This window comes from Kribbella jiaozuonensis, assembly GCF_005233875.1.
Taxonomy (GTDB): Bacteria; Actinomycetota; Actinomycetes; order Propionibacteriales; family Kribbellaceae; genus Kribbella; species Kribbella jiaozuonensis.
On record NZ_SZPZ01000005.1, the window covers coordinates 574,199 to 587,918 of the forward strand.

A 13,720-nucleotide genomic window follows, 5' to 3' on the forward strand; every position below is an offset into this window, starting at 1 on the left:
AATCACTTTACGTTTCGCCGTGGGCACATACGCTGCAGCACATGAGAGTCACGGTCGTCGGCGTGTCAGAGGGCCCACAAGAGGTCGAGGTGCCGGACGGGACGTGGTTCGCCGACGTGGAGCCGACAATCCGCGCGCTGCGGGACCAGGGCGTCGACACCGCCGTACTGACCTGCCTCTCCGAGGATCCGCTCACCTATCAGGTGCGGCCCTCTGACGGCGTCACCAGCTCGGACCTGGCGCCATGGACAAAGCCGGAGTGGTACGACGAGGCACTCCCGTGGATCGCTCAGCACGTCGAAGCCACCGGACCGTGGACACAGATCCGCTCCTGGGGTCTGTCGAACGTCCTTCGCATCCCGACCGCCTCGGGCGACGTGTACTTCAAGGCGATCGCCCACTCCACGACGATCAAGCCGACCCGCCCGGACCCGCTGCCACTCCTGTTCGCGCACGAGCCCTTGTTCCTCCAGAAGGCCTCCGAGGACCACCCCGGCGCGGTCCCCGCGCCACTCGCCATCGAGTCGCAGCGAGCTTGGATGCTGCTGCCGGACCTCGGCACCCCACTGGCCGCCGAGACCGACATCGAGGTGTGGATCGAGGCCGTACGCCGGCACGCGCGGCTGCAGCGCAGTTATGTGAATCGCCCCGAACGCCTGCTGGAAATCTCCTGCGCCGACCGCGGCCTCGCCGTACTGGACGCCGAACTCGACCGCCTGCTCGGCGCCACCCCGGCAACCGACCGCCTCGAACCGCACGAACGAGCCCTGCTGCCCACCCGCGCCAAACAGTTGCGCGAGGCAATCACTGACCTGTCGTCGATCGGCCTCCCCGAAACCCTGCTCCACGGCGACCTGCACCCGGGAAACGTGGCAGTCCGGGACGGGCAGGTGCTGGCCTTCGACTGGACGGACGCATCCTTGTCCCACCCGTTCCTCGACCTGGTGACGTTCATCGAGGAGGAGCGCTCACCACTGTCGGCGGACCCGCGGGTACTGGACGCGTACCTGAGCGAGTGGGAGGAGTACGCGTCTCCCGAAGACTTACGCCACGCCCTCGACCTCGCCACACAACTAGGCACCCTCCACCAAACCATGACCTACGCCCACCTCCTCGATCACGTCACCGGCCCCAGCAAAGAATCGATGCTCCGAGGCGGCGTCTGGTGGCTCCGCCAACTCCTCAAGCCCGCCGGTTAGCGGTGCAGGATTGCCAGCTGGTTGCGCATGCCTCTGCGTACGGGTGGGTCCAGGTGGCGGTCCCAGTCGGGGCGGCGTTCGCCTCGTAGGAGGGCGTAGTACGCGAGGGCCTCGGCCAGGGCCGCCTCGCGTAGGTAGCCGCGTGCCATCGGCTGCTTGCCCCGTCCGTTCGGCCGCGGGCGTCGCTCGTACGCCGCGTTCGCCGTGAAGATGCCGAGGCCGTAGAAGACCGTGATGAGATCGGTCAGCGGCTCGTGATCCGGGCGGCGGGTCAGGGAGATGCGGTCGCTGCCGAGGAGCAGCTCGTGGCCGACCTCATGCGCGTAGATCGCGATCAGCGCGACCGGATCGGCAACCAGCGCCGGTGCGAGCTCGATCTGGTTCTGCCCGGGCCCGCGGATCCATCGACCGTGCTGCTCCTTCACCACCACGGTCGTCCCGCGCGTCGACGGACGCCGTACGCCGTCGAGCTCGAGCTCAGCCCACACTGACCGGGCCGCAGATCCATCCGGCCATCAACCCGCCCACACAGCTCAACCGCAGCCGCCCGGCTCCCGTCGTACCCATCGGGAATGACATCACCCGGCAGCGCGATCGGCCGAAGCACGATGTCCCGACCGAACTCCGCGACCAGCCAGTCCATCGACGACCGGATCCACCGCCGGCTGCCACCGGGCAACCGTTCGCGCGGCGCCTTCAGCTGGGACCGTACCTGCTGGCTTCGTCGCATCATCCCGATCGGATTCCTCACCCGCCGGATCATGCCTGTCCGGCGTCACGCCAAACCTTCCGGGGTCGTTCCGTCACCGTCGGTTGACATCAGGCCAACGGCGCACCCTCCTGGATCGACGCGATCTCGGCGTCCTTCACCATCGCCGCGAGCCGCGCGAACGTACGCATCCGCACCGACCGGTCCAGCTCCGCCGGCATCACCGGCAACATCGACACCGGCCACAACTCATGCCGCCGGAAGCAGTACGCCGCCAACGCCTCCGACGCCCCACGCTCCCCCAGATACCCGAGCGTCTGCAGCGCAGAACGACGACCGGGCACCCGCTCGACCGCCTGATTCGCCAGGAAGATCCCGAACCCGTGAAACACGGCGAACAGATCAGTCACCGCCTCGGCATCCTGCCGCTGCCGATCGATCAGGTGGTACCCCCACAGCACCTCATGCCCGAGCTCGTGCGCCGTCGCAGCCACCACCGCCGACGGATCGGGAAGGACGTCGGCGGACAGCATCACCGCAGTACCGTCGACGCCGCCGCTGCGCAGATCCAGCCAGCACGCACGCGATCCGCTGCCCGCTGGTTTCGACCAGACCGCCTCAGCGCGATCGCACAGTTCCGCCCGTCGGTCGAGGTTCATCTCCCGGACGATCGCCGTACTGCGATGCAGCTCGGCCTGCAGCTCCCGCTCGGCAAGCACACCGATCTCGCGCGCGAAGCCGGCCGCAGCGAGCGCATCGACTTCAGCTGGCGTCATCGTTGCCCGCAGCCCCGATACCGCGACGATGTTCGCGCGCTGCTCGGCCCGAAGCCGGTGAACGGCTGCGCTGCGGGCGGCGGCGCGCACTTCGTCCATCCGGAAGCTGAACCGGATCCGGTCGTCGGGCACCTCCATCCAGGCGCAGACCTTGAGGCAGAGCTCACGGGCCGCACGCTCCGAACCGTCGTACCCGCGGGGCACGAACTCGCTCGGCAACACCGGTGGCCGACGCAGCGGCTCGACCCCGAACCGTCCGGTCAGCCAGTCCAACGTGTCTTCGATCCATTGCTCGGGTCCCCCAGGCAGCATGACCTTCGGCCCGTACAGCAGCTCCCGGTCCCGTTGCCGGCGCCGCCACGCACCGATCAGATTCATACCGAACTGACGCGACCGACTGGCGCGCCGTTCCATCGCGAAGTTTGCGGTTGGATCACCAGCCGAGGACGCTCGGCGGACCCCCGATCAGTTCGTCGAGCCGCGCGACGAACCGGGCGCGCGGCTCGGGATCGAGGGCCACGTGCCACGCCGGGAGCAGCGGACCGTCCTGCAACAGCCGATGCTGCTTGAAGCGGTAGGCCGCAAGCGCCTCCGCGACGGCTGTCTCGCCGAGGTACCCGAACGTCTCCACAGTCGGCGTCCCGATCGTGGTCTCGTCAAGGGCTGCGTTCGCATGCGCAATCCCGAAGCCATGCAGTACTGCGAACAGGTCCGTCAACGGCTCCCGCAGTACGCCGGTCGCACCGGGCACCTCCGACGGCATCAGCACCTGATGCCCGAGCTCATGCGACACAGCGGCCACGAGTACGGTCGGATCCGCGAGTACCTCGGAGCCGAGCATGACCGCCGTATAGCCAGGCAGCAGCTCGACGCCTGGCAGGCAGTACGTGAGGTCCGTCCATCGCCCGGCCCGCGACGATTCCCGCCCGGCAGCCCCGGGCTCAGGCCGGTCGCGCCGCTCCACCAGCTCGGCCCGACGCACCGGATCCGGCTCGGCCGCGATCTCCCGGCAACGCACCAACTCGGTGAGGAAGTCGAGGAACGCGAACCGCTGGATCTCCGGCAACAGCCCGACATCGGCGACGTCTTCGGGCGCATCGGTCCCGGCGCCGCACTCCGTCAGCAGCTCGGCAAGCCGGGCGGCCGGATCGGAGTCGGCCCCTCCGCGAGTGCCCGGGACCCGTCGGTGGGTCCGAACGGCGGCGACGTCCTCCGGCGCAGCCCCACGAAACGCGGGCAGGCTCTGGGCGACGAAGGCATCGGCAAGCGTTGCCCCCAGCAACTGTCCGGCCTCGACCACCTTCTCCAGCTGGAAACTGAACCGTATCCGCCCGGCCGGGATCCCCATCCGCTCAGCCACCAACAGGCACAACTCCCGAGCAGCCCCCTCCGACCCGTCGTACCCAGCCGGAACGAACTCCCCCGGTACGACGACAGGCCGACGTAGCGGGTCGGTCCCAAAGTGCTCGATCAACAACCGCAGCGACTCCTCGACCCACTGCCGGGCCCCATCCGGCAACTCGACCTTCGGCGCCCGCACGAGATCGCTGAAGGACATGTCCATGCCCACTGCGACGCCGGCCAACACCATCGCGGTTCCAGCTACTTCAGCAGCAGTTTGCCGAGGCGGCGGGAGGCGACGTACATGCCGAGGGTTCCCATGGCGACCAGGTAGAAGGCGTGGACGAGGAGGAACCAGCTGACCGCGCCGGTCGCGAAGGCTCGCTCGAGGACGACGCCCTGGTAGAGCGGGGTGATCTCGACCAGCCAGCGGATCGCGGCGGGGTAGGTCTCGACCGGGTAGAAGGTGGCCGAGAACAGGAACATCGGCATGATCGCGAGTTGCACGAACTCGAAGTCCTGCCAGCTGCGCATGAACGTCGTCAACGCCATCCCCGCACCGGCGAACGCGAACCCGATCAGCACCGCGGCCGGTAGCGCGAGCAGCGCCCACCACGACGAGATCAGGCCCATGACCAGCATCACCAGGATGAACATCGCCGAGTAGATCGCGCCGCGCAACAGCGCCCAGGTGATCTCGCCGGTCGCCACGTCCCAGGGCCGCAGCGGCGTCGCCAGCATCGAGTCGTAGAGCTTGGCGTACTTCATCCGGAAGAAGATGTTGTACGTCGAGTCGAAGATCGCACCGTTCATCGCCGAGCTGGCCAGCATCGCGGGCGCGACGAACGCGGCGTACGCGATCTTGGTCCCGTCGGACAACGTGAAGTCACCGACGAGGTGAGCCACGCCGATGCCGATCGACAGCAGGTAGAACACCGGCTCGAAGAACCCGGACAGGAACACGACCCACGACCGCCGGTAGAGCAAGAAGTTCCGCTCGACGATGTGCCGGCCGCCACCGAGCCGGACCGGAACCGGGACAACCCGGGCAGCAATGGTCGCCATCAGCGGATCAACTTTCGGGTGAAGCCGCGGACGGCGAGCCAGGTGCCGGCGATGAACCAGGCCAGCAGGTAAACGACGTTGACGAGCGCGAGCCACGGGTTCACCGTGCCGAGGCTCAGGTTGCGGCACAGATCGACCGCGTGCCACAGCGGACTCACATACGCGAGCCACTCGATCCAGTCGGGCAGTTGTGAGACCGGGAAGAACGCACCGGAGAACAGGAACGCCGGCACCACGCCGAAGCGGAAGATCATCGCGAAGCCCGAGTCGTTCTCCAGCGTCGTCGCGTACGCCGCGATCGGTCCGGCGACCGCCATCCCGACGAGCAGCGCGACCGGCAGACCGAGGATCCCGAGCGGCGACTTCAATCCGCCGAACAACGCGATGATCACCAGGAACACCGCGCACGAGCTCAACACCCGGAACGCGATGAACGCCAACTGCCCGTACACCACGTCCGCCGGCCGCAGCGGTGTCGCGATCATCGAGTGGAAGAACTTCTGCCACTTCAGCCCGGACATCACCGGGTACGTCGATTCGCCGACCGCGATCTGCAGCGCCGTCGAGGCGAGCAGCCCCGGCGCGATGAACTGCAGGTAGCTCACGCCGCCGAGCGCACCCGTCCCGTTGCTGTCCACGAACGAGCCGAGCCCGATCCCCATCGCGGCCAGGTAGAGCATCGGCAGCAGGAAGCTGCTGATCATCGTGCCCTTCCAGGTCCGCTTGTAGACGGTCAGCCAGTAGTCGAGCATCCGGCGACCGTTCTCGATCGCAAGCGCCATCAGTCCACCAACGTCCGGCCGGTGAGCCGCAGGAACACGTCCTCCAGCGTTGACCGCCGTACGAGCACGGCAGCGGGTTGCAGCCCGCGCTCATGGACGGCGGCGACCGCGCGCTCGCCGTCGTCGGTGTAGAGCAGCAGACGGTCCGGCAGCACTTCGATGCGCTGGGCAAGATCCTCGACCTTGCCGGCCAGGGCGTCGTGGTCGGCCAGCATCACGTCCGGCCCGAACCGCAGCTCGGTCACCTCGCGGGTCGAGTAGTCCCGGATCAGGTCGGACGGCGAGCCCTCGGCCGCGATCAGGCCGCCGTCCATCACCACGAGCCGGTCACACAACTGCTCGGCCTCGTCCATGTAGTGGGTGGTGATGATCAGTGTCACGCCGGCCTGTTTGAGCCGGAAGAGTTTGTCCCACAGCAGGTGCCGGGCCTGTGGGTCGAGGCCGGTCGTCGGCTCGTCGAGCAGCAGCAGGTCGGGCTTGCTGACCAGTGAGCGGGCGATCGTCAGTCGCCGCTTCATCCCGCCGGACAGCTCGTCGACCTTGACCTTCGCCTTCTCGGTCAGCGCCACGAACTCGAGCAGCTCGTCGGCCCGCTCACGGCACTCGGCCCGGCTCAGACCGAAGTACCGCCCGTAGATCGTGAGGTTCTCCTTGACGGTGAGCTCGGTGTCGAGGGTGTCGTCCTGCGGGCAGACCCCCAGCCGGGCGCGGATCGCCGGACCGTCGGTGGCCGGATCGAGGCCGAGGATGCGCAGCGTGCCGCCGCTGGTCGGGGAGACCGCGCCGATCATCCGCATCGTCGACGACTTGCCCGCGCCGTTCGGCCCGAGGAACCCGAAGGCCTCGCCGCGCCACACGTCCAGGTCGATCCCGCGGACCGCTTCGAAGTCGCCGTACGACTTCCGCAGGTCGCGGACATGGACCAAGGACTCCCGCTGCTCACTCACCTTCCAGACACTAGACGCCCCTCCGGACAGTTTCTTCTTGTTTTGGGCTGATCCGGATCAGCCGCGGCCGACGTACGGCATGCCCGCGGCCATCACGGTCAGGGTCGGTACGGCGACAGTGGTCGGCAGCTGCGCGATCCGTACGACGAAGTCCGCGACGATCTTCGGGTCGAACGTCGGCTCGACCGCGATCGAACCGTCGGGCTGGGGCACGCCCTGCTCCATCCGCGCGGTCATCGCGGTCGCGGCGTTGCCGATGTCGATCTGGCAGGCGGTGATGTTGTGTGCGCGGCCCTCGAGCTCGAGCCCCTTGGTGAGTCCGGTGATGGCGTGCTTGCTCGCGGTGTACGCAATCCCCTGCGGCCGTGGCACATGCGCCGAGATCGACCCGTTGTTGATGATCCGCCCACCCTTGGGATCCTGCCGGAGCATCAGGTCGAACGCCGCCTGCGCACACAGGAACGACCCGGTCAGGTTGGTATCCACCACCCGCCGCCAGTCCTCCTCCCGCACATCCTCCACCCCAGCCGCCGGCGACCCCGTCCCCGCGTTGTTCACCAACAAATCAACCCGCTCAAGCCCTCCAAAAAACTCACGTACGGCGCTCCCGTCAGCCACATCCAGGACCGCGTACTCCACCGCCCCGTTGCCCGCAGCGGCGGCTTCCTGCAGCTTCTCCTCGGTCCGCCCGGTCACCCACACGCGGTACCCGGCCCCCGCCAACGCCAGCGCCATCTCCCGCCCCAGCCCGGACCCACCACCGGTCACCACCGCAACCTGCGTCATCGCGCCACCCTTCTCCCTGGTCTGACTGCCGTCCAGGATGGCAGCAACGCAGCAGCCATCACGATCATGACCAGCAACTCCAGCCAGACCGCGTGCCCGAGCGGCGGCACCAGTTCCTCGGTCAGGTTCCACGCCGCGTGCACGAGGATCGCCCCCGGCACCCCACCCCGCAGCTTCTCGCTCACGAACAACATCAAGAACGTCAGCGGGAACAGCTCCAGGAAGAACGTCACCCCCGCCGACGTGAACAGCCCGTCATCGTTCTGCCCCGTGCCAGGCAGGAAGTACAGCGGCACATGCCACAACCCCCACACCGCCCCGAGCACCGCAGTCGTCCCGACCGGACCGAAGTACTCCCGCAACCGCGGCTGCACGTACCCCCGCCACCCGAACTCCTCCGACACCGGCCCCGCCAGGAACGTGTACGCCGCCGCGCCGAGCACCCCTCCGGCTCCCGCGACGACCGACGACGCATGGCCAGGCAGCTCGGGCAACCGTCCGGACAGCACGCACGCAGCGAACGGAGCCACCGCACCGAACCCGACCGCCGCCACCGGCCACCTCCAGGACCAGCGGACCACCCTCCGCCGCTCGCGCCGCCACAGCCACATCACCAGCGCGGCCAGCGACGGCCCGGACGCCGCCAACGCGAACACGAGCGACCCCACGCCCTCGTTCACATCCGTGCCGGTCAGCCCGAGGATCGCCCACGGCACCCAGGTCAGAACCAGACAGACAACCCCGAATTCCACCAACGATCGCTTGATCACCGCCCCAGCCTCCCGACGGCCGCAGTACCCGACCAGGGTGCTGGACCGACCTCTGAAGGGGATCCAGCACTACCTCGCGTCACAAAACACCCCCTTACACCGTCGAAAAGGTGTACGCAGCGCGATTCGGCTGCGGACAGTGACCATCCGACAACCGAGAGCAAATGAGTGGCGGCTCAGTTGAAGATCTTGGAAACTCATTTGCGTGTATCACGCAAGCATGTATATGCTTGCAGCATGCAAGTAAACGACGCGTACTCTCCGCAGACCCCCATCGAGGGCGTCATGCACGCGTTCACCCGGATCGGACGCCGGCTGAAGGCCAAGCAGCCCGGCGACACGATCGACCACAGCGCGCACGTGGTGATGTTCGCGCTGCGGTGCAACGGCGCACTGCGCCTGTCCGACCTCGCCGGGCGACTCGAGCTCGACGCCTCGACCACCAGCCGGCACGTCCGGTCCCTGGAGCAGCTGGGCCTGGTCCGCCGCTCCCCCGACCCCGACGACGGCCGCGCCTTCCGGGTCGAGCTGACCGAGGCCGGCATCGAGCAGTGGGAAGCCAGCGCCCGGCACCGGATGGAGCTGCTGAGTGCCGCGATGGAGGGCTGGTCCGAAGAGGACGTACAGACCTTCGAGCGGCTGATGACCCGCTTCGCCGACGGCGTCGCCGCCCGGACCGAAGCACCTTCCAGCGCCGCCTGGGCCGAGAAGGGGTGGGCCGCCGTGGCCCCGAGACCCTCCGCCCGGGCAGAGCGCAGTACAGACCAGAACTCCGCGGCCAGCGGCGACCCCGCAACCCGTGAGAACACCGACAAGAACCTGGAGAGCACCAAATGAGCACCACAGAGCCTGCCACCGCCGGCGGCGCTGCGCCTGATAGCGGTCCTAGCTACCTGTCCCACAAGCAGATCCTGGTGATTCTCGGCGGCCTGATGGCCGGGATGTTCCTGGCCGCGCTCGACCAGAGCATCGTGGGTACGGCGCTGCCGCGTATCGTCAGCGAGTTCAACAGCCTCGACAAGTTGTCCTGGGTGGTCACGGCATACCTGCTGACCTCGACCGCCTCGACCCCGCTGTGGGGAAAGATCTCCGACCTCTACGGCCGCCGCCCGCTGTTCATCGCGGCGATCGTCACCTTCCTCGGCGGCTCGGTGCTTTCCGCGCTGTCGCAGAACATCGAGCAGCTGATCGGCTTCCGCGCCGTCCAGGGTCTGGGCGCCGGCGGTCTGATGTCCCTCGCGTTCGCCACCATCGGCGACGTGATCCCGCCGCGCGAGCGCGGTAAGTACATGGGGTACTTCGGTGCCGTCTTCGGCCTGTCCTCGGTGGCCGGCCCGCTGCTCGGCGGTCTGCTCACCGACGGTCCCGGCTGGCGCTGGATCTTCTGGATCAACGTCCCGATCGGTCTCGTTGCCCTGGGCATCGTTGCCGCCGTACTCCGGCTGCCGCACGTGAAGCGCTCGCACAAGATCGACTACCTCGGTGCCTCCACGGTCGCCGCCGCCGTCACCTCGCTGCTGCTGGCCGTCTCCTGGAGCGGTCCGAGCAACGGCTGGGGCAACGCGACCACGCTCGCGCTGCTGATCGGCGCCGTCGTACTGGCTGTCGCCTTCGTCCTGATCGAGCTGCGGGTGGCCGAGCCGATCATCCCGATGGACCTGTTCAAGGGCCGGATCTTCTCCGGGTACGCCGGGTACGCGTTCCTGCTGGGCTTCGCGATGTTCGGTGCGCTGATCTTCCTGCCGCTGTACCTGCAGGCCGTCAAGGACCTGTCGCCGACCCGCTCCGGCCTGGCGTTGCTGCCGATGATCGTCGGTATCTTCTCCGCGTCGATCCCGAGCGGTCAGATGATGAGCAAGAGCGGGCGGTACAAGCACTTCCCGATCATCTCCGCGGTGCTGGTCGGCGGCGCGATGGTGCTGCTGTCCACGCTGGCCCTGACCACGCCGTACTGGCAGCTGGCGATCTACATGTTCATCATGGGCGCCGGCCTGGGTCTGTCGATGCAGATCACCGTCACCGCCGCGCAGAACAGCGTTCCCCGGCAGCACATGGGTAGCGCGACCTCGACGATGACGTTCTTCCGCTCGATGGGCGGCGCGATCGGTACGGCGGTCTACGGCGCCGTACTGACCAGCCGGCTGAAGGACCACCTGGGCGACATCATCCCGAACGCCACGCAGTCGATGGTCGACGGACTGGCCAAGGCGGCCAACAGCGTCCAGGCGCTGCACTCGCTGAAGGAGCCGTTCAAGGGCTTCGCACTGCACGGTCTGGTCGACGCGATGGACGACGTCTTCCTGGTCTCGCTGCCGTTCCTGGCGATCGCGCTGATCCTGGCGATCATCACCCCGGAGCAGCGGCTGGCCGGCCGCAACGACGGCCCCAAGGCCGAAGGTGAGGGCGAGGGCGAGGAGTCGCTGGAGGCTTCTGCCGCCGCCGCGATGCACTGACCCGGCACCGAGGTTTACCGCACTGAGACCAAACTCCGGTTGACCTACCCGACAGCCGCCCTGGGAAGCTTCCCAGGGCGGCTGTTCTTTTGCGCTCCGTGAGACGAACGGGCCGTCTGACCCCGCCGGGGTCGTAGCTTCGACAGCAGAGTGTGATGTACCGCGACGATAGGAACAGCCGCACGGATGAAGACACTTGACCGGCCGTTGGACGACGACGACCGCGCGATGGCGGACCTCGCCGAGGTCCGCGACTGGCGACGCCTCGGCGGACCGCAGTCAGGTGCCACCGGCCCCGATCCGGTGCGCCGCCTGATCCGCCGGGTCAAGTCGGCGACCAACTGGAAGCCGTGGCCGATCAACCGCAGGACCGTGATCGACGACCAGCTGGACGGCTGGGGATTCCTGACCCGGCGCAAGACCGAGCTCGCGGTGTACGACGACCAGGTGCTGCCGCACAGCCCGTTCAGCGGCTGGGTCGCGTTCGCGATCGAGCGCAACGACATCGACGCGGCGGTCGCCGGACTCGACGAACACTGGCCGGCGAAATTCGACCTCGCCTGCCGGCACTGGGGACAGCCGGCGTACGTCGGAATAGACAGCAAGACCGGATTCGTCGACGACTGGTCCCCCGGGGCCGGCGCCGATCGCCGCCACCTCGCGGTCTGGACGCCGCCCGGCGCCGAGATCCACCTGTACAGCAACAAGCCGACACCGCGCCCGTTGTCGGTATCGGTCGGAATCAACTACACGGTCTACCTCAACGAGGAGGGGACATGAGGACACCAACAGCCATCGCCCGAGAAGCTCAACGCGACCGCGAGTTCTCCAACGTCGGCACCCCGGCGACCACCGGAGACCTCAGCAGCGTGTCCGAGACCTCGCTCACTGCCCTCGCCCACGCTCGCAACGCCGCCACCGCAGGCCCGGCCGCCGGCTCACTCGACGCGAACCTCCGCGCCGGCCTGCTACCACCCGGACCTACCCGCGCAGCAGGCAGCACCGGCGCCCGCCCCCAGACCGGCGGCCCGACAACCCGCGGCAACGACCGGAACGGTCCGGCCCGCTAACACCGGATCCGCCTTGTTTTCAACGCAATTCCCCGACACCCCGGAAGGAACAAGCCCGGAATGAAAACGCAGGACAGGCCACTCGACGAGGACGACCGGGCCTTCGCCGACTTCGCCGAGATCACCGACTGGTCGGCGATCGCCGGACCGAACAACAACGACAGCGGGCCGAAGGTCGTCCGGGCGATCGTTCAGCGGGTCACCTCGGCCACCGACTGGCAGCCCTGGCCGCTCGCCCAGGGTGAGCAGATCGACCGCGCGGTCGCGTCATGGGGTTTCACCACCAAGCGGAACAGCACGATCATCGTGTTCCCGGGGATGGCGTTCGCGGATGCCAAGAACAGCGGCTGGTGCGCGTACGACATCGAGCCGGCCGACATCGCCGAGGCCGAGGCCGGTCTCGACGCGCACTGGCCGGAGCACCTCGAGCTGGCCCGCAAGTACTTCGGCGAGCCGACGTACGTCGGTGACGACAGCCAGCCGGGCTTCCTCGACGACTGGGGTCCGGGCGCCGGATCCGACAAGCGCCACCTGGCCACCTGGCTGCTGCCGGGCGCGCACCTGCGGCTGTTCAGCACCAAGCCGACCAGTTCCCCGCTGACCCCCGCGGTCGGCGTCAGCTACGCGGTCTACATCAACTAGGAGACGTAATGACGACCCCTACTCAGGAAAGCCCCGCGTGGCAGCAGGGCAGCTGGATGCAATCAGGCGAGTGGCTCGCGAACCTGAACGAGAACGAGCAGGCGAACCTCCGCGCCTTCGTCGGTATGACGCCGGAGCAGCGCACCGCCTCGGTCGAGTTCGCCGGCCTGGACGCGCGTCAGCAGGCGAACCTGATGCGCGCGGCGAACACCGACCCGCTGCGGGACCGGGTCAACGCTGCTGTGCGCGGCGCCGTCGCCCGGGTTCACCTGGCGTACGACAACACCCAGCACCGGCTGAGTGACGCCGCCCAGACCCTGGCCACCCAGGCCCGGGAGTACCGCGACGCCGCGGTCGGCGGCGCGACGCGTGCGTACGAGAGCACCCGGGACACCGTGGCGCAGGCCGGCCGCGACGCCCGTGACACGGTCGTGCAGGCCGGCCGCGACGTACGGGCCGGTGCCGAGGAACTCAGCCAGCAGGTCGCCGGTGCGTACAACCGCGGGGTGGACCAGGTGAACGCCGCGGGCCGGCAGGTCGCGGACACCTACCGGGGTGCCCGGGACGGCATCGTCGACGCTGCTCAGCGCGGTCAGGTCCGCCTCGACCAGGCGTGGCAGGCCGGCGCCGACCGGCTGAACGAGACCGGCCAGCAGATCGCCCAGGGCGCCCGTGACCTCCGGACAGCTGCGGTCGGCACCGCTCGGGACACCCGGGACGCGGTCGTCGGCGGCGCCCGGACTGCCCGGGACGCGGTTGCCGCGACCCCCGGCAAGGTGGGCCGTTGGTTCGAGGCCAAGTTCAACAACACCATGCTCAAGGCCGAGAGCTCGCTGGCGACGTACAACGCCGGCCGGCACAACCCGCCGATGGGCGCGGACATGACCCAGGCGATGGACAACAAGACGCAGCTGGCGATGATCCAGCAGTGGAGCGAGAGCCTTCCCGGTCAGATCTCGGTCGAGACCAATGACGCGATCCAGAACCTCGCCCAGGCGTCGCAGGCCCAGATCGACGCCCAGAACGCGGCCCGCCTCGCAGGCGGCGTAGCGCCGGCCAGCCAGGCCGTCGGCCAACCCCAGCAGCAGACCGCCCAGCAGGGCGAGCAGACCGGCCAACCGGCCAACCTCACCAAGAACAACGACAAGGGCGGCCTCAACCGCTGACCCCGGTCATCCGA

General features: G+C 68.4%; 16 protein-coding genes. 7 read left to right on the forward strand and 9 right to left on the reverse strand.

Going from position 1 to position 13,720, the window contains the following annotated elements:
• Positions 1-41: 41 nt before the first annotated feature.
• Positions 42-1,199, forward strand: coding sequence for an aminoglycoside phosphotransferase family protein (locus tag FDA38_RS34905; protein ID WP_137258430.1), 1,158 nt, complete (start codon positions 42-44; stop codon positions 1,197-1,199).
• Here the strand turns inward: FDA38_RS34905 and FDA38_RS34910 are convergent.
• The 9 genes from FDA38_RS34910 to FDA38_RS34950 all read right to left on the reverse strand — a co-directional run bounded on the left by FDA38_RS34910 (position 1,196) and on the right by FDA38_RS34950 (position 8,375).
• Positions 1,196-1,687, reverse strand: a complete 492-nt coding sequence (locus FDA38_RS34910) for a hypothetical protein (protein WP_170989971.1) — start codon at positions 1,685-1,687, stop codon at positions 1,196-1,198. The two genes, FDA38_RS34905 and FDA38_RS34910, sit on opposite strands and share 4 nt — an antisense overlap.
• A complete protein-coding gene (locus FDA38_RS34915) occupies positions 1,621-1,950 on the reverse strand; it encodes a hypothetical protein (protein WP_137258432.1) in 330 nt (109 codons plus the stop codon). The genes FDA38_RS34910 and FDA38_RS34915 overlap by 67 nt, the downstream gene beginning before the upstream one ends.
• Positions 1,951-2,018: 68 nt before the next feature.
• Positions 2,019-3,062 carry a hypothetical protein gene (locus FDA38_RS34920; RefSeq protein WP_137258433.1) on the reverse strand — a complete coding sequence of 348 codons (1,044 nt, stop codon included), beginning with the start codon at positions 3,060-3,062 and terminating at the stop codon, positions 2,019-2,021.
• Between the two features lie 55 nt (positions 3,063-3,117).
• Complete coding sequence (locus FDA38_RS34925) at positions 3,118-4,275, reverse strand: hypothetical protein (RefSeq protein ID WP_137258434.1); 1,158 nt, start codon at positions 4,273-4,275, stop codon at positions 3,118-3,120.
• Positions 4,276-4,286: 11 nt separating this feature from the next.
• Positions 4,287-5,090: an ABC transporter permease gene (locus FDA38_RS34930; protein WP_137258435.1), complete on the reverse strand. Its 804-nt coding sequence runs from the start codon at positions 5,088-5,090 to the stop codon at positions 4,287-4,289.
• The gene (locus tag FDA38_RS34935) at positions 5,090-5,872 is read right to left on the reverse strand and encodes an ABC transporter permease (protein WP_137258436.1); all 783 of its coding nucleotides are present in this window, start codon (positions 5,870-5,872) and stop codon (positions 5,090-5,092) included. The genes FDA38_RS34930 and FDA38_RS34935 overlap by 1 nt, the downstream gene beginning before the upstream one ends.
• Positions 5,872-6,819 carry an ABC transporter ATP-binding protein gene (locus FDA38_RS34940; RefSeq protein ID WP_137258437.1) on the reverse strand — a complete coding sequence of 316 codons (948 nt, stop codon included), beginning with the start codon at positions 6,817-6,819 and terminating at the stop codon, positions 5,872-5,874. Before FDA38_RS34940 ends, FDA38_RS34935 begins: the two co-directional genes overlap by 1 nt.
• A gap of 57 nt (positions 6,820-6,876) precedes the next feature.
• Positions 6,877-7,605, reverse strand: coding sequence for an SDR family oxidoreductase (locus FDA38_RS34945; protein ID WP_137258438.1), 729 nt, complete (start codon positions 7,603-7,605; stop codon positions 6,877-6,879).
• On the reverse strand, positions 7,602-8,375 hold the full coding sequence (locus tag FDA38_RS34950; RefSeq protein WP_137258439.1) for a CPBP family intramembrane glutamic endopeptidase: 774 nt from the start codon (positions 8,373-8,375) through the stop codon (positions 7,602-7,604). The genes FDA38_RS34945 and FDA38_RS34950 overlap by 4 nt, the downstream gene beginning before the upstream one ends.
• 237 nt (positions 8,376-8,612) lie before the next feature.
• Here FDA38_RS34950 and FDA38_RS34955 point away from each other — a divergent pair, with 237 nt between their 5' ends.
• The 6 genes from FDA38_RS34955 (at position 8,613) to FDA38_RS34980 (ending at position 13,706) form a co-directional block, all read left to right on the forward strand.
• A complete protein-coding gene (locus FDA38_RS34955) occupies positions 8,613-9,212 on the forward strand; it encodes a MarR family winged helix-turn-helix transcriptional regulator (RefSeq protein WP_137258440.1) in 600 nt (199 codons plus the stop codon).
• Positions 9,209-10,828 carry an MDR family MFS transporter gene (locus FDA38_RS34960; protein ID WP_137258441.1) on the forward strand — a complete coding sequence of 540 codons (1,620 nt, stop codon included), beginning with the start codon at positions 9,209-9,211 and terminating at the stop codon, positions 10,826-10,828. Before FDA38_RS34955 ends, FDA38_RS34960 begins: the two co-directional genes overlap by 4 nt.
• A 186-nt stretch (positions 10,829-11,014) precedes the next feature.
• Positions 11,015-11,608, forward strand: a complete 594-nt coding sequence (locus FDA38_RS34965; RefSeq protein WP_137258442.1) for a hypothetical protein — start codon at positions 11,015-11,017, stop codon at positions 11,606-11,608.
• Positions 11,605-11,898, forward strand: coding sequence for a hypothetical protein (locus tag FDA38_RS34970; RefSeq protein ID WP_137258443.1), 294 nt, complete (start codon positions 11,605-11,607; stop codon positions 11,896-11,898). The genes FDA38_RS34965 and FDA38_RS34970 overlap by 4 nt, the downstream gene beginning before the upstream one ends.
• A gap of 60 nt (positions 11,899-11,958) precedes the next feature.
• Positions 11,959-12,540, forward strand: coding sequence for a hypothetical protein (locus tag FDA38_RS34975; RefSeq protein WP_137258444.1), 582 nt, complete (start codon positions 11,959-11,961; stop codon positions 12,538-12,540).
• Between the two features lie 8 nt (positions 12,541-12,548).
• Positions 12,549-13,706, forward strand: coding sequence for a hypothetical protein (locus FDA38_RS34980; protein WP_137258445.1), 1,158 nt, complete (start codon positions 12,549-12,551; stop codon positions 13,704-13,706).
• Positions 13,707-13,720 lie beyond the last annotated feature (14 nt).